The sequence below is a fragment of the Speluncibacter jeojiensis genome (assembly GCF_029589495.1).
GTDB lineage: Bacteria > Actinomycetota > Actinomycetes > Mycobacteriales > Mycobacteriaceae > Speluncibacter > Speluncibacter jeojiensis.
In genome coordinates this window covers 105100-121584 of record NZ_JAAIVF010000001.1, presented here as the reverse complement: position 1 = coordinate 121584, position 16485 = coordinate 105100, and the positions used below count along the sequence as shown (strand labels likewise).

Annotated in this window: 8 protein-coding genes; 6 read left to right on the top strand and 2 right to left on the bottom strand. The window is 71.3% G+C overall.

The window, feature by feature from the left end:
- Positions 1-187: 187 nt before the first annotated feature.
- Both G4X40_RS00560 and acpS read left to right on the top strand, forming a co-directional pair.
- Complete coding sequence (locus G4X40_RS00560) at positions 188-9577, top strand: fatty acid synthase subunit beta domain-containing protein (RefSeq protein WP_408642078.1); 9390 nt, start codon at positions 188-190, stop codon at positions 9575-9577.
- Positions 9574-9969 carry a holo-ACP synthase AcpS gene (acpS, locus tag G4X40_RS00555; protein ID WP_277829505.1) on the top strand — a complete coding sequence of 132 codons (396 nt, stop codon included), beginning with the start codon at positions 9574-9576 and terminating at the stop codon, positions 9967-9969. Before G4X40_RS00560 ends, acpS begins: the two co-directional genes overlap by 4 nt.
- A gap of 95 nt (positions 9970-10064) precedes the next feature.
- Here the strand turns inward: acpS and G4X40_RS00550 are convergent, their stop codons facing one another.
- The gene (locus G4X40_RS00550; protein WP_277829504.1) at positions 10065-10730 is read right to left on the bottom strand and encodes a TetR/AcrR family transcriptional regulator; all 666 of its coding nucleotides are present in this window, start codon (positions 10728-10730) and stop codon (positions 10065-10067) included.
- A gap of 336 nt (positions 10731-11066) precedes the next feature.
- Here G4X40_RS00550 and G4X40_RS00545 point away from each other — a divergent pair, with 336 nt between their 5' ends.
- On the top strand, positions 11067-12656 hold the full coding sequence (locus G4X40_RS00545) for an LCP family protein (RefSeq protein ID WP_277829503.1): 1590 nt from the start codon (positions 11067-11069) through the stop codon (positions 12654-12656).
- Positions 12657-12690: 34 nt separating this feature from the next.
- Here the strand turns inward: G4X40_RS00545 and G4X40_RS00540 are convergent, their stop codons facing one another.
- Complete coding sequence (locus G4X40_RS00540; RefSeq protein WP_408642077.1) at positions 12691-13542, bottom strand: helix-turn-helix transcriptional regulator; 852 nt, start codon at positions 13540-13542, stop codon at positions 12691-12693.
- A 76-nt stretch (positions 13543-13618) separates the two neighbouring features.
- Between G4X40_RS00540 and ilvD the strand changes: the two genes are divergently transcribed.
- From ilvD to arr, 3 genes are all read left to right on the top strand, one after another.
- Positions 13619-15478 carry a dihydroxy-acid dehydratase gene (gene ilvD, locus G4X40_RS00535; protein WP_277829502.1) on the top strand — a complete coding sequence of 620 codons (1860 nt, stop codon included), beginning with the start codon at positions 13619-13621 and terminating at the stop codon, positions 15476-15478.
- A gap of 88 nt (positions 15479-15566) precedes the next feature.
- Positions 15567-15920, top strand: a complete 354-nt coding sequence (locus G4X40_RS00530) for a hypothetical protein (protein ID WP_277829501.1) — start codon at positions 15567-15569, stop codon at positions 15918-15920.
- Positions 15921-16037: 117 nt separating this feature from the next.
- A complete protein-coding gene (gene arr, locus G4X40_RS00525; RefSeq protein WP_277829500.1) occupies positions 16038-16460 on the top strand; it encodes an NAD(+)--rifampin ADP-ribosyltransferase in 423 nt (140 codons plus the stop codon).
- Positions 16461-16485: the final 25 nt, after the last annotated feature.

Here is a 16485-nt window from a genome sequence, read left to right as displayed (position 1 = left end):
GATTCCCTCATGTAATAACCACGCTGTGGCGGCGATCACACCTACTGCTCGGTATACCCGCTGGTTGTGGAAAGAACGTGAGGGATCCCTCATTTTCGTGTGCCACCCTGGTCTTCGCTCGGCGCCCGCGCGGCGCCCCACATCACTGCGAGCGCCCTGACGGCGTTCACCGAGAGGAGACCGCAGCGTGACGATCGAGGCATTCGGATCGGAACCGTTCGGATCGGAGGGATTCGGTTCGGCGGTGGATGGTGCCAACCGGACGACGGCGACGCTCGCCGATCGTCTGGCCGCGGGGGAGCCGTTCGCGCTCGCGTTCGGCGGGCAGGGTGCCCCGTGGCTGGATTCGCTGACCGAGCTCGTCTCCGACGGTCAACTCGAGGGTGACCTGCAGCAGGTGGTTGCGGCGTCGGAGAGCATGCTGGCCGCGGTCCGCCGCGACCTGGGCGTGGTGCGCCCGGCGGGCTTCGACCCGCTGGGATGGGCCGAACTCGAGGCCGGCGACCGTGCCCGGCCGCACGCCGACAGCCTCACCTCGGCGGCCGTCTCGCTGCCCGGTGTGTTCGTGGTGCACCTGGCCGGCCTGCGCGCGCTGGCGGCCTCCGGGCTCGATCCCCGCAGCACCCGCCCCGCGCTGGTCCTCGGCCACTCGCAGGGACTGTTGGCCGCCGAGGCCGTGCAGGCGCAGGGCCGCGACGACGCGGAACTGCTCGCCATCGCCCAGTTGATCGGTGCGGCCGCGACCCTCGTCGCCCGCCGTCGCGGGCTGGTCGGCACGCCGCAGCGTTCGCCGATGCTCGCCGTCTCCGGCGTCGAGCCGGCCCGCATCGAGGAGATCCTGGCCGAGCTGTTCACCGACCTGAGCGGCGTCGCGGTCCCCGTCCTCGCCATCCGCAACGGCCGGCGCCGCGTCGTGCTGACCGGTGCCCCCGAGCAGTTGGCGCGCTTCCAGGTGCACGCCGAGCAGATCGCCGCCCGGGAGAAGGCAGATCGCGATGCCAAGCGCACCGGTGGTGCGCCGTTCGCCCCGACCTTCGAGGCGGTCGCGGTCGAGGTCGGCTTCCACCACCCGGTGCTGGCCGAGGCGGCCGAGCTGGTGGCCGACTGGGCCGCCCGCTGCGATCTGGACGCAGACCGGGCGGGCCGGCTGGCCCGCGCGCTGCTGGTCGACCCGGTCGACTGGGTCGCCGAGCTGGACCGCGCCGTCGAGTCCGGTGCCCGCTGGGTGCTCGACCTCGGACCCGGCGACCTGCTCACCCGCATGACCAGCAGCGCGCTGCGCGGCAGCGGTATCGGCGTGGTCCCCGCGGCCACCCGCGGGGGCACCCGCAACCTGTTCACCCCCGGCGCGGCGCCCGACGTCGAGCAGCCGTGGTCGGCGTACCGGCCCACGCTGCGCACGCTCCCCGACGGCAGGACCGTCGTCGAGACGTCGTTCACCCGCCTGACCGGTCGCTCGCCGATCCTGCTGGGCGGCATGACCCCCACCACGGTCGACGCCCAGATCGTCGCGGCGGCTGCGAACGCCGGCCACTGGGCCGAGCTGGCCGGCGGCGGCCAGGTGACCGAGAAGATCTTCGCCGACCGCATCGCCGAGCTCGGTGACCTGCTCGAGCCGGGCCGCGCGGTCCAGTTCAACTCGCTGTTCCTCGACCCCTACCTGTGGCAGCTGCAGCTCGGCGGCAAGCGCCTGGTGCAGAAGGCCCGCACCGCGGGTGCCGCGATCGACGGTGTCGTGGTCTCCGCGGGCATCCCCGAACTCGAGGACGCGCTGGCGCTGATCGCCGAGCGCGGCGAGGTCGGCATCCCCTACATCGCGTTCAAGCCGGGCACTGTCGCGCAGATCCGCTCGGTGATCCGCATCGGCGCCGAGGTGCCCGACTTCCCGATCATCGTGCAGATCGAGGGCGGCAAGGCCGGCGGCCACCACTCCTGGGAGGACCTCGACGAGCTGCTTCTCACCACCTACGCCGAGCTGCGCGCCCGACCGAACCTGGTGGTGTGCGTCGGCGGCGGCATCGGCACCCCGGAGCGGGCGGCCGAGTACCTGACCGGCGAGTGGGCCCTGACCCACGGCTACCCGCAGATGCCGCTCGACGGCGTCATCGTCGGCACCGCGGCCATGGCGGCGCTCGAGGCGACCACCGCGCCTGCGGTCAAGCAGCTGCTGGTCGACACCCCCGGCACCGCCGAGTGGGTCGGCGCGGGCACCGCGGCCGGCGGCATGGCCTCCGGTCGCAGCCAGCTCGGCGCGGACATCCACGAGATCGACAACGCGGCCTCGCAGTGCGGCCGTCTGCTCGACGAGGTCGCCGGCGACGCCGACGCGGTCGCCGCGCGGCGTGACGAGATCGTCGAGGCCCTCGCGCGCACCGCGAAGCCCTACTTCGGCGACCTCGCGCGGCTGAGCTATGCGCAGTGGCTGCGCCGCTACCTGGAACTGGCGGTCGGGGAGCCCGAGCAGAATCGCGTCGGCCTCGGCAGCGATTTCGGGTCCGACTTCTCCGACGTGGTGGCGCATGCCCACGCGTCGGTGTGGGTCGACGTCACCTGGCGGGACCGCTTCGGTCAGATGCTGCAGCGCGCCGAGGCGCGGCTGCACCCGCTCGACCGCGGCGCGATCCCGACACTGTTCGACGACGCTGCGGCGCTCGAGGACCCGCGCGCGGCGCTCGAGACGCTGCTGGCCCAGTACCCGGAGGCCGACACGGCGCTGCTCCACCCGGCCGACGTGTCGTTCTTCGTGGAGCTGTGCCGCACCCCGGGCAAGCCGGTCAACTTCGTGCCGGTCGTCGACAAGGACGTGCGCCGTTGGTGGCGGTCCGACTCGCTGTGGCAGGCCCACGACCCGCGCTACGGCGCCGACCAGGTCTGCATCATCCCGGGCACGGTGGCGGTCGCCGGCATCACCCGCGTCGACGAGCCCATCGGCGAGCTGATGGACCGCTTCGAACGCGGCACCGCCGACAAGCTCGCCGAGAGCGGCGAGCAGCCGCTCGCGATCGCGAGCCGTCGCCACACCGGCCGGGCCACCGGTCTGCTCGACGTGGTGCTCGCGGCGCCTGACGTCACCTGGGCCGGTCGGATGACCAAGAACCCCGTGCACCGGCTCGGCGAGGTGGCCGAGTGGTCGATCGCGGCCGGCAACGGCTCCGGCGCGACCGCCACCCACGCGTCGACCGGCGCCACGCTCACCGTCCTCGACGACGAGCACGTGCAGCTGACGGTGCCGCTCCTCGCCGGCGCCCTCGGTACGGGCCGGTCGGTGCAGATCCGCATCACCGTGCCCGCCGGCACGCTCGACGGCGGTGCGCCGATCGTCAGCGAGGACGACGCGAACGCCGCGATGTCCGCGCTCCTCGAGGTGGCCGCCGGCGGCGCGCTGCCGGAGGTCAAGACCGTCGCATCCGGGGACGGCACGGCCCGCCCGGTCGCCCGGATCAACCTGGCCTGGACGCCCGACCTCATCGCCGACCACGCCGGGGTCACCGGCTCCGGCATGACCGCCCCGCTGCGCACCAGCGGCAAGGCGGTGCCCGACGTGCTCGTCGGCGCCTGCTGGCCGGCGGTGTTCGCGGTGCTCGGCGCCGCCCGCACCGACGCGGACACCAGCGTCATCGAGGGCATGCTGGACCTGGTCCACCTCGACCACGGCATCGACCTGCACGACCAGCTGCCGACCGAGACCAGCATCCTGGTGGTCAAGGCCGAGAGCACCTCGGTCGTCGACACCGAGCTCGGCCGCGTGGTCGAGGTGCGCGTCGAGGTCGGCTCGATGCGTGACGAGGGCCTGAAGGCCGCGCCGATCGCCACCCTGGTCGAGCGCTTCGCGATCCGTGGCCGCGCCGGCCGCGGCGAGCTCGCCGACCCGCAGCGCGCGGGCGGTTCGCTCACCGGCGAGGTCGTCGAGACCCCGCGTCGCCGTCGCCGCGAGGCGACCATCGTCGCGCCGGGCGACATGAGCGCGTTCGCCACCGTCTCCGGCGACCACAACCCGATCCACACCTCGGTCGCCGCCGCCAAGCTGGCCGGCCTGGGCGACCCGATCGTGCACGGCATGTGGCTCTCCGCCGCCGCGCAGCAGGTCGCGACCTCCGTCGACGAGCGTGAGAACTCCCGCACCGCAACGCCTCTGGTCGGGTGGACCGCCCGCTTCCTGGGCATGGTCCGGCCGGGTGCCGAGATCGATGTGCGGGTCGAGCGGGTCGGACTGACCGCCGGCGCCGAGGTCGTCGAGGTCGGCTGCCGCGTCGACGGCGAGCTGGTCATGCTGGCGACCGCTCGCACCGCCCCGCCGAAGACCGTCTACGCGTTCCCCGGCCAGGGCATCCAGAGCAAGGGCATGGGCATGGACGGGCGTTCGCGTTCCGCGGCCGCCAAGGAGATCTGGGACCGCGCGGACAAGCACACCCGTGAGGCGCTGGGCTTCTCGATCCTCGCGGTCGTGCGCGACAACCCGACCGTGCTCAAGGCCCGCGGCATCGAGCACAAGCACCCGGACGGCGTGCTGTTCCTGACCCAGTTCACCCAGGTCGCCATGGCCGCGCTCGCGGCCGCTCAGGTCGCCGAGCTGCGCGAGAACCAGGCGTTCGACGACGACGCGCTGTTCGCCGGCCACTCGGTCGGCGAGTACAACGCGCTCGCCGCCGTCGCCCAGGTGATCCCGCTCGAGGCGGTCCTCGAGGTCGTGTTCCAGCGCGGCACCGCCATGCACCACCTCGTCCCCCGCGACGAGGAGGGCCGCAGCGACTACCGGCTCGGCGCGATCCGGCCGTCGCAGGCGGGCATCGCCGACGACGAGGTCGCCGACTTCGTCGCCGAGGTCGCGGCGAGTGCCGATGAGTTCCTGCAGGTCGTCAACTACAACCTGCGCGGCTCGCAGTACGCAATCGCCGGCACGGTCGCCGGTCTCGAGGCTCTCGAGACCGAGATCGACCGGCGTCGCAACGAGGTCGGCGGCAAGCGGGCCTTCATTCTGGTGCCCGGCATCGACGTCCCGTTCCACTCCTCCGTGCTGCGCGGCGGTGTCCCGGACTTCCGCCGCACGCTCGAGGACCTGGTGCCGCACAGCATCGACCCGTCGATCCTGATCGGGCGCTACATCCCGAACCTGGTGCCGCGTCAGTTCTCGCTCGAGCGCGACTTCATCCAAGAGATCGCGGACCTGGTGCCGTCCGAGCCGCTGCAGGAGGTGCTGGCGGACTTCGACACCCACGCGAAGGATCCGCAGGCGCTGTGCCGGCGCGTGCTGATCGAGCTGCTGGCGTGGCAGTTCGCCAGCCCGGTCCGGTGGATCGAGACGCAGGACCTGCTGTTCGCCGACGAGGCGACCGGGGGCCTGGACGTGGACCGCTTCGTCGAGGTCGGCGTCAGCTCGGCCCCGACTGTGGCGAACCTCGCCTCGCAGACGCTCAAGCTGCCCGGCCGGTTCGGGCGCACCCCCGAGGTGCTCAACTCCGAGCGCGACGCGAACCTGGTGCGCGGCACCGACGTCGAGCCCGCGCCGGTCGAGGAAGACGTCATCGAGTCGACGGCGGAAGCGGCGGCCCCCGCCGCAGAGTCGGCCCCCGCCGCAGCCGCGCCGGCAGCCCCCGCTGCCGCGCCCGGCGCCCCGCGACCGGACGACATCGCCTTCACCGCGGCCGACGCGACGGCCACACTGATCGCGCTGTGGACGAAGCTGCGCGGCGATCAGATCACCGCCTCGGACACCATCGAGTCGCTGTGCGACGGTGCGTCCTCGCGGCGCAACCAGCTGCTGGTCGACCTGGGCGCGGAGCTGTCGCTCGGGGCCATCGACGGTGCGGCGGACGCGGACATGCCGACGCTCGGCAAGACCGTCGACACGATGGCCCGCACCTACCGTGCCTTCGGGCCGGTGCTCACCGATGCGATCGGCGACCAGCTGCGGCGGGTCCTCGGCCCGTCCGGCAAGCGTCCGGCGGTCATCGGCGAGCGGGTGCGCGGCGTCTGGGAGCTCGGCGACGGCTGGGCCTCGCACGTGACCGCGGCGGTCGCCCTGGGCAGCCGGGACGGTTCGAGCGTGCGCGGCGGCGACCTCGGCGGACTCGTCGACGGCCCCGTCAGCGACGGTGGTTCGGTCGACGCGCTCATCGACGCGGCGGTGCAGGCGGTCGGTGCGGCGCGCGGCATCGCGGTCAGCAAGCCGGCCGCGGCGGCGGCCTCCGGTGTGGTCGACTCGGCCGCGCTGGGAGAGTTCGCCGACCAGATCGCCGGACCCGACGGTGTGCTGGCCTCGGCGGCCCGCCTGGTACTCGAGAAGCTCGGTCACGCCGACCAGCTGTCGACGGATCCGGCCGACTCGACCGACCGTGAACTGGCCGAGTTGGTCGCCGACGAGCTCGGCGCCGACTGGCCGCGTCAGGTCGCCCCGGTCTTCGACGGCCGCCGTGCCGTGCTGATCGACGACCGGTGGGCCACCGCCCGTGAGGATCTCGCGCGGATATGGACGGCGGAGGACGTCGTCGCGGCGGAGATCGCCGACCGGTTCGCCGGCGTGGACGGAACCGTCGAGGCGCACGCCCGCTGGTGGCAGAAGCGCGCGCTGCTCGACGGCCGTACCAAGCTCGCCGAGCGCTACCGCGAGATCGCGGCGAGCGCCCGCAAGGGTGACGGCGAGGCCGGCGCGTGGAGCGACGAGGTCGCCGTGGTCACCGGCGCCAGCCGCGGATCCATCGCGGCCGCGGTGGTCGGCGAGCTGCTGGCCGGCGGCGCGACGGTGGTCGCGACCACGTCCTCGCTGAACTCGGAGCGGCTCGGCTTCTACCGGGAGCTGTACCGCGCCAACGCCCGCACCGGTGCGGCGCTGTGGGTGGTGCCGGCGAACATGGCGTCGTTCGGTGATGTCGACGCGCTCGTCGACTGGGTCGGCTCGGTGCAGACCGAGTCCGCCGGTGGTGCGAAGACGGTCATCAAGCAGGCCCTGACCCCGACGCTGCTGTTCCCGTTCGCGGCGCCGCGCGTCGGCGGCGACCTGCGCGATGCCGGACCGAAGTCCGAACTGCAGCAGCGTGTGCTGCTGTGGTCGGTCGAGCGGCTGATCGCCGGACTGTCCGTCATCGGCGCCGACCACGACCTCGACAGCCGGCTGCACGTGGTGCTGCCCGGCTCGCCGAACCGCGGCAAGTTCGGCGGTGACGGCGCCTACGGCGAGTCGAAGGCGGCGCTCGACGCGCTGGTCGGCCGCTGGAACGCGGAGAAGGGTTGGGCCGAGCGGGTCACGCTGGTGCACGCGATCATCGGCTGGGTGCGCGGCACCGGGCTGATGGGCGGCAACGATCCGCTGGTGCAGCAGGTCGAGGCGGCCGGGGTGCGTACCTGGTCGACCGACGAGATCGCGGCCGAGCTGCTCGGGCGTTGCGGTGCGGGCGTGCGGCAGAGCGCGCAGGTCGCGCCGGTGCACGCCGACCTGACCGGGGGCCTCGGCGAGGCGGAGCTGGATCTGGCGGCGCTCGCGTCGGACCGCGCGGACGAGACGGCCGACGCGGAGGACGGGGCCGAGACGGTCGACGGTGTCGACGCGCAGGCGACCATCGCGGCGCTGCCGACCCCGCCGGGAGCCGAGGCGCCGACGGCGCGGCCGAGCTGGCCGACCGTCGAGGCCCGTCCGGAGGACCTGGTGGTTGTCGTCGGCGCCGGTGAGCTCGGGCCCTACGGCTCGTCGCGCACCCGCTTCGAGGTCGAGGTCGACGAGAAGCTCTCCGCCGCAGGCGTTGTCGAGCTCGCGTGGACGACGGGGCTGATCACCTGGGAGTCTTCGCCGAAGGCCGGCTGGTACGACGCCGAGAGCGGCGAGCTCGTCCCGGAGGCCGAGATCGCCGATCGGTACCACGACGAGGTGCTCTCGCGCTGCGGCATCCGCACGTTCGCGGACGACGGCGCGATGGTCGACCAGACCGCCCCGCTGCTCACGTCGGTCTTCCTCGACGACGACCTGAGCTTCGTGGTCTCGAACGAGGCCGAGGCCCGAGCCTTCCAGGACGCGGACCCGGAGCGCACGGTCGTCACCCCGGTGGCCGACAGCGGGGACTGGAAGGTCACCCGCAAGGCGGGCACCGAGATCCGGGTGCCGCGCAAGGTCAACCTGACCCGCACGGTCGGCGGCCAGATCCCGACCGGGTTCGACCCGACCACGTGGGGCATCCCGGCCGACATGGTCAGCTCGATCGACCGTGTCGCCCAGTGGAACCTGGTGTGCACGGTGGACGCGTTCCTCGGCGCCGGGTTCACTCCTGCGGAACTGCTGCGCTGGGTGCACCCGACGATGGTGGCCAACACCCAGGGCACCGGTATGGGCGGAATGTCGGCGATGCGTTCGCTGTACATCGACAACCTGCTCGGTGAGGCGCACGCAAACGACACGCTGCAGGAGGCGCTGCCGAACGTCATCGCCGCGCACGTGATGCAGTCGTACGTCGGCGGCTACGGCGCGATGGTGCACCCGGTGGCGGCGTGCGCCACGGCCGCGGTGTCGGTCGAGGAGGGTGTCGACAAGATCCACCTCGGCAAGGCGCAGTTCGTGGTGGCCGGCGGCTTCGACGACCTGAGCATCGAGGGCGTCGTCGGTTTCGGTGACATGTCGGCGACCGCGAACTCGGCGGCCATGGCGGCCAAGGGAATCGACGAGCGTCGGTACTCGCGGGCCAACGACCGTCGCCGTGGCGGCTTCGTCGAGGCGCAGGGCGGCGGCACGGTGCTGCTGGCCCGCGGCGACCTCGCCCTGCAGATGGGACTGCCGGTGCTCGGCGTCGTCGCGTGGGCCGGTTCGTTCGCGGACGGCGTGCACACGTCGATCCCGGCCCCGGGCATCGGCGCGCTGGGTGCGGCCCGCGGCGGCAGCGAGTCGGCGCTGGCCCGCTCGCTGGCGAAGCTGGGGTTGACCGCGGACGACATCGCGGTGATCTCCAAGCACGACACCTCCACGGCAGCAAATGATCCGAACGAGTCCGAGCTGCACGAGCGGATCGCCTCGGCGATCGGGCGCAGCGAGGGCAACCCGCTGTTCGTGGTCTCGCAGAAGTCGCTGACCGGTCACTCGAAGGGCGGCGCGGCCGCCTTCCAGCTGGCCGGCCTGTGCCAGGTGCTCGAGCACGGTGTGGTCCCGCCGAACCGCAGCCTCGACTGCGTCGACGAGAAGTTCGTCGAGTACCCGCACCTGGTGTGGGCGCGCGAGCCGCTCCGGTTCGGTGCCGACATGCCGCTGCGCGCGGGTCTGCTGACCAGCCTCGGCTTCGGACACGTCGCCGGGTTGATCGCGATGGTGCACCCGGAGGCGTTCGTCGCCGCGCTGGCGCCGGCCGAGCGCGAGGACTACGTGGCGCGGGCGACCGAGCGTGCGGTGGCGGGCCGGCGGCGCATCGCCGAGGCGATGTGCGGCGGCGAGGCGCTGTACCAGCGTCCCGAGGGCACCCGCTTCGACGGCTGCGGTTGCGGCCCGCAGGACCAGAAGGTCTCCAAGCGTGAGCACGAGGCGCAGGTGCTGTTGGATCCGCGGGCGCGGCTCTCGAGCGAGGGCGTGTTCCGGTTCGAGGGGGCGGGGGAGGATTCCGCTCGATGAGTTCGGTGCTGGGTGTCGGACTGGATCTGGTGTCGGTCTCCGAGTTCGCCGAGCAACTCGGCAGGCCGGGTACCGAGGTGCTGCGCAGTTTCACGGCGGGTGAACGCCGGGACAGCGCGCAGCGCTCCTCCGATCCGGCCCGGCACCTGGCAGCCCGGTGGGCCGCGAAGGAAGCGGTGATCAAGGCATGGTCCGGGGGCAACTTCGCCCACCGGCCCGCCCTGGATCAGGTCCGGCCCGAGGAGATCGAGGTGGTCACCGACGCGTGGGGGCGGCCGTCGATCCGGCTGTCCGGCGCGGTGGCGGCCGCGATGCCGGATGTGCGCATCCACGTGTCGCTGACGCACGACGGCGACATGGCAGGCGCGTTCGCGGTGATCGAGAGCGCCTGAGCGCGTTCAGGACTGAGTAATACAGCGGCACCCCCGGATTCTTTCGGGGGTGCCGCTGTGCGTCGTGGGGACGTTGACGAGGGGCGTGGGCGGGCCTACGAGGGGTCCGGGTCGTCGTCCGGCTCCGCATCGCCGTCCTGGGCGGCGAAGATCAGGTACGCGCGCATCATCCGCTTGAGCTCGACGACCACCTCGGTGTGGGACTGGCCGTCCTGCACCGAGAAGTTCAGCATCGAATAGACCATGTGCACGAGCACGTCGGCCATGATCGTGCGCAGGTGCCGCCGGTTGCGGGGGATCAGCGGGGCCAGCGCACGCGCCACCTGCTGCGCCAGCGCACGCTCGTGGATGGCGGCGGTGGCCCGGGTGGCCGGAGTGGCCTGGACGGCCAGCCAGACGGCTCTACGGGACGGGTCCGTCAGCCACAGCTGGGCGAGGTGGTCGACGAACCGGTCGAGGAAGCGCAGCCAGTCGAGCGAGGGGATCTCCCCGCCGAAGTCCGACAGCTCCTGCTGGACCGCCACCAGGTCCTGACGGTCGAGTTCGCACACGATGACGTACTTGTTCGCGAAGAACTGGTAGAGCGTCCCGATCGGCACCTCGGCCCGGGTCGCGACCTCCTCGCAGGTGAACGATTCGAAACCGACGTCGACCAGCAGTTCCCGCGACGCGGTGAGCAGGGTGTCGAAGCGTCGCTTGCTACGATCCTGGATCGGTCGACGACGGGGCACCAGTTCCAGGGGTTCTTCGGCGGCCTCCACAACCTGACGTTATATGTGAACGGCGGTGTTGGTGTCCAGGACGCGCCGCCGCCACGGTTGTCGTACGCGCGCACCGGATGCCGCTCAGTGGGCTCACAGCTTCGGATGGTTTCATGGACTACCCGACCGGGGTCGCTCCTCGGTCCTGCTCGGCGTGTGCCACGGCACCGACGGACGACGGCTATGGCAGACGAGGAGGCCCTGTTGGCAGTCCCGCCTGGACCCTCCCGTCACTCGCGCCCCAGCCACAGTCGCAGTCACAGCCGCAGAGCCAAGAGCAGCAACAGCCGCGCAGCCAGGACGAACGGTCGCGGAGTCGTCGGCAAGCTGCGCCCCATGGTGTTCCTGCGCGTCGTCGTGACGCTCGTCGCGATCGCCGTGGTCGCGGTCACCGGGGTCGGCTGGGCCGCTTATCGCAGCGTCACCACCGGGTTCACCCAGTCCGATGTGCTGGCGGAGGGCAACCAGCCCAAGTCGGCCGGCGGCGACCAGAACATCCTCATCATGGGTCTGGACAGCCGGCTCGACGAGAAGGGCAACCCGCTGCCCGCCGCGATGTATCAGGCGCTGCACGCGGGCGACCAGGAGAACGGCGGCTACAACGCGAACGTGCTGATCCTGCTGCACGTGCCCGGCGACGGCTCGAAGGCGACCGCGATCTCCATCCCGCGTGACGATTACGTCGACCTCGCCGGGTGTCCCGACGACCAGTGCAAGGGCAAGATCAAACAGGCCTACGGCCTGGCGGTCGCGCAGGCGAAGAACGAGCTCGACGCGCAGGGCGTCAAGGATCCGGTCACGCTCGAGCAGAAGGCGCGCGAGGCCGGCCGCAAGTCCGAGATCGCGACGGTGCGCCAGTTCCTCGGCGGCGTCCCGATCGACCACTTCGTCGAGGTCACCCTCGCCGCGTTCTTCCAGATCGCCGAGGTGGTCCAGCCGATCAAGGTGTGCCTGAACGAGGACACCTCCGACAGCTACTCGGGTGCGGACTTCCACAAGGGCGTGCAGGAGATCAACGCCTCGCAGGCGATGGCGTTCGTGCGCCAGCGGCGCGACCCGAACACCGACCTGAACTTCACCGACCTGGACCGCACCCGGCGCCAGCAGGCGTTCATCATCTCGCTTGCGCATCAGCTGCAGCAGCGCGGCACACTGACCGACGTCGGCCAGCTCCAGGGCATCCTCGACGTCGCCAAGCAGAACATCGCCGTCGACTCGGGGCTGAACCTGATCCAGTTCGCGAAGAACTCCACCAACCTCAGCGGCGCGAATACCACGTTCTTCACGCTGCCCGTCGACCACTTCGGCATGGATCCCAACGGCGAGGACGTCAATTTCGTCGACCTGCCATCGATCCACGCCATCGTGCGCCAGCTGCTCGGTCCGCCCAAGGGCAGCGCCGATCCGTCGGCCACCGCCGGCCCGTCGCCGGCCGCCACCCCGACCCCCGATCCGACCGCGAGCACGATCGACAGCGCGTCCGGGGTGGTGCTGAACGTGGTCAACTCGTCCGGTCGCAGCGGACTGGCCGGTCAGCTCGAGGAGTCGCTGTCTGCGCGCGGGTTCACCAGGGGCTCCGCGACCACCGGGTCGATCCGCTCGAGTTCGGTCGTCGAGTACGGCTCCGGGGCGGCCGCTCCGGCGCAGCAGCTGGCGAAGCTGCTCGGCGGGGTCACCTACGAGTCGAACTCCGATCTGGCCGCGGACACGGTGCGTCTGGTCGCCGGGACCGGACTGTCCGTGCCGGCGTCGCTGGGCGGGTCGGCCTCCGGCAGTTCTGACGGCTCCGATTCGTCGGACGGCTCGGACTCGACCACCCCGCCGACCCCGGTGACCGCGGTGATGGCGACCGGCAAGGGTGAGGATGCGCCGGCGCCCACCAACCTCAGCCAGATGGACAGCGGCGGCATCCCCTGCGTGAAGTGAGCGCCCCCGTGGAAGCGGGCCGCCGGGTTCGCGGTCAGGTCGTGACTTCGCCTGCCGCCAACAGTTGTCGCATCTTCGCCGCCGTGTCGCCGCGGTGGTCGGCCAGGTAGACGACGAGGTGGACGTCCGGCAGGTCCGAGGGGATGAGCCGGTGGTGCTCGAACACCAGCTCACCGGCCACCGGATGCAGGAACCGGCGTTCGCGGGATTCGAATCTCTCGACCCGGTGCGCCTGCCACGCGCGCTCGAAGTCCCCGCTCGTGGCGATGATCCGTTTGACCAGCGCGACGTGCACAGCCTGGCCCAGCAGCGGCCCGGCCGAGCCGCGGTACTCGGCGAGGAACCGCCTGCTCATGACCTCCCAGTCCGGCAGCAGATCGCGCACGTACGGATCGGTGAAGATCAACTGCAGCAGGTTCCGGTCCTCGGGCGCGACGGTGGCCACCCCCGGATACAGCGCCTCGTAGGCGCCGTTCCAGCCGGTGATGGTCCAGTCCGGGGAGACGGCGAACGCCGGAGACGGAAGCTGGGCGTCGAGCAGCCGCTGCAGATGTGCAGGCAGCGCGGACGGTAGGAGGGGACCGGCGGCGGAAGCCGGCGTGTATCCCGCGAGCGTGTACAGGTAGTCCTGTTCTGCGGCCGACAGACGCAGGGTGACGGCCAGGGCGTCGAGGACCTGCCGTGACGGGTTGATGTCACGACCCTGTTCGAGCCATGTGTACCAGGTGATGCTGACCCCCGCGCGATAGGCGATCTCCTCGCGGCGCAGGCCGGGTGTGCGACTGCGCCCGAGTGGGGGCAGGTCGAAGGCGGCGCGGTCGAGTTGCTCGCGACGACTGCGCAGGAACGCACCGAGTTCGGCCATCTTGCCGGGGTTCTGGCCCATCGGCGGATGCTAGCAGTCTCACTACTAGCATCCGCGCAGTCTTCCTCCACGACCGCGCCGATGGCGGAATGGACGTATGCCCACACTGCGCTCTCGAACCATCACCCACGGCCGCAACATGGTCGGCGCCCGCGCCCTGCTGCGTGCCGCGGGAGTCGACGGATCCGATTTCGGAAAGCCGATCGTCGCCGTGGCGAACAGTTTCGCCGAGTTCGTCCCCGGCCACACGCACCTGCAACCGGTGGGGCGGATCGTCTCGGACGCGATCCGGTCGGCGGGCGGCATCCCGCGCGAGTTCAACACCATCGCCGTCGACGACGGTATCGCCATGGGCCATGGCGGGATGCTCTACTCGCTGCCCTCCCGGGAACTGATCGCGGATTCGGTGGAGTACATGGTCAATGCGCACTGCGCCGATGCCCTGGTGTGTATCTCCAACTGCGACAAGATCACTCCTGGGATGTTGATGGCGGCCCTGCGCCTGGACGTCCCGACGGTCTTCGTCTCGGGAGGGCCGATGGAGGGCGGTACCGCGACACTCGTCGACGGCACCGTGCGCCCACGGCAGCATCTGATCTCGTCGATGTCGGCCGCGGCGGACGACAACGTGTCGGATGCGGATCTGCTGCGTATCGAGGAAAATGCATGTCCGACATGCGGTTCGTGTTCGGGAATGTTCACCGCGAACTCCATGAACTGCCTCACCGAGGCGTTGGGCTTGGCGCTGCCGGGTAACGGCACGACGCTGGCGACGCACACTGCCCGGCGGGCGCTTTACGAGCGGAGCGGGCAAGTGATCATGGATCTCGCACGCCGGTACTACGACGAGCACGACGCCCGAGTCCTTCCGCGGGCCATCGCCGGCGGGGCCGCGTTCGAGAACGCCATGACGATGGACATCGCGATGGGCGGTTCGACGAACACGATCCTGCACCTGCTCGCGGCTGCGCACGAGGCCGAACTGGATTTCACCCTGGACGACATCGACGCGATCTCCCGCCGCACACCGTGCCTGAGCAAGATCGCCCCGAACGGCGACTATCTCGTCGAGGACGTGCACCGCGCCGGCGGTGTCCCGGCGCTTCTCGGCGAACTCGATCGCGCCGGATTGCTCCATCATGATGTGGGCTCGATCCACAGTGACACGCTTGCAGGCTGGCTGCGCGACTGGGACGTCCGGGGCGGTGGTCCGACGCGCGAGGCACTCGACCTCTTCCATGCGGCACCCGGCTGCGTGCGGTCGGCCGAGGCGTTCTCCCAGTCCGAGCGGTGGGACACACTCGATCTCGATGCGGCCCAAGGGTGCATCCGCGATGTGGCCCACGCGCACTCCTCCGACGGCGGACTGGCGGTGCTGCGCGGCAACCTCGCTCCGGACGGATGCGTCGTCAAGACGGCCGGCGTGGACGAGTCGATCCTGCGTTTCACCGGACCGGCCGTGGTCCTCGAATCGCAGGAAGACGCCGTCGAGGCGATCCTTTCCGGACGCGTCCGGTCCGGCGACGCCGTGGTCATCCGCTACGAGGGCCCGCGGGGCGGCCCCGGCATGCAGGAAATGTTGCAGCCCACATCGTTCCTCAAGGGCCGCGGACTCGGCGGACACTGCGCACTGATCACCGACGGGCGGTTCTCCGGCGGCACCTCGGGACTGTCCGTCGGTCACGTCTCGCCCGAGGCTGCTGCCGGAGGGCCGATCGCATTGATCCAGGACGGCGACCTCGTGACCATCGACATCCCCGGCCGCCGCCTCGACCTGGACGTCACCGATGACGAACTCGAACACCGCCGCGCAGGATCGGCATCGGCGGGCGGCTACCGCCCCCGAGGCCGCGTTCGACGGATCTCGCCCGCCCTGCGCGCGTACGCGGCCTTCGCCTCGTCCGCCGACAGGGGTGCCGCCCGGTGGGTGCCGGAGCCGGACCTCACGATCGACTGAGCGTGCACATCCGGCGGACCGACGCGGCCGCCTGAATTGGTCATCGCGGTTGAACGGTGCATAGGTGTCAAAGGCGCGGCAGGAGAACGTGTCGACGACCTCGAATCCTTTCTGGCCGAGCGGTTGCCCGAACGACCTGATGTACGGCCGAAGCCGCGGCGCTCCGCCTCCGCTGCGCGCCCGCGACGGAAGCCGCCATGCCGGCCCCGACACCGGCGAAGTCGCGGCCCGGGGTGCGCGGCACGGTCGCGGGGTGAACTCGGCTCTGCACGACACGATTGCGGGCGTCGCCGGCCTCGACGCGCTGCGTCCGATGTTCGAGTCGGGCGACCTCGAACCGCCCGTGAATGTCTTTGCGCGACCGCTCTCCGCGGCGGTGGAGACCTACCGCGATCTCGCGGCGGGAGCGCCGGGGAAGTTCGTGCTGGTACCGGAGGCATGAGAACCGACGTCATGCCGTCGCCTCACCTTCAGGATACGGCCGGCACGGGGACTTGCGGCAAGGCCCGGGTGATGAGGCAGACTCGCTCGTCCAGCCCGGCGGACGAGAGGATCACAGATGCCCGGAGTGCTCGACGAGGGACCGTTCTTCCACGGCACGATCGCGGACCTGCGGGTCGGCGAGCTCCTCACGGCAGGCCGCAGATCGAACTACCGTCCCGAGATCGTGATGAACCACATCTACTTCACCGCGCTCGTCGACGGAGCCGGCCTCGCGGCGGAGATCGCCGCGGAACTCACCGCGGGCGAAGCGCTTCCGCGGGTGTACGCGGTGGAGCCGACGGGAGAGTTCGAGAACGACCCGAACGTGACCGACAAGAAGTTCCCCGGCAACCCGACCCGGTCGTACCGCAGCGGCGCCCCACTGCGCATCGTCGGCGAGATCACCGACTGGACACGACTGACCCCCGACCAACTGCAGGCCTGGCGGGAGCGCTTGTCGACGCTCCTCTCGGACGGGGGCGGCGAGATCCTGAACTGACGGGCGATCAGTCCCGGTCGCCGAA

Bases quoted from the DNA above. Each gene is read 5' to 3' on its own strand.
- acpS (WP_277829505.1), top strand. From the start codon at position 9,574: ATGAGTTCGGTGCTGGGTGTCGGACTGGATCTGGTGTCGGTCTCCGAG.
- G4X40_RS00545 (WP_277829503.1), top strand. From the start codon at position 11,067: ATGGTGTTCCTGCGCGTCGTCGTGACGCTCGTCGCGATCGCCGTGGTC.
- G4X40_RS00540 (WP_408642077.1), bottom strand. From the start codon at position 13,542: ATGGGCCAGAACCCCGGCAAGATGGCCGAACTCGGTGCGTTCCTGCGC.
- ilvD (WP_277829502.1), top strand. From the start codon at position 13,619: ATGCCCACACTGCGCTCTCGAACCATCACCCACGGCCGCAACATGGTC.
- arr (WP_277829500.1), top strand. From the start codon at position 16,038: ATGCCCGGAGTGCTCGACGAGGGACCGTTCTTCCACGGCACGATCGCG.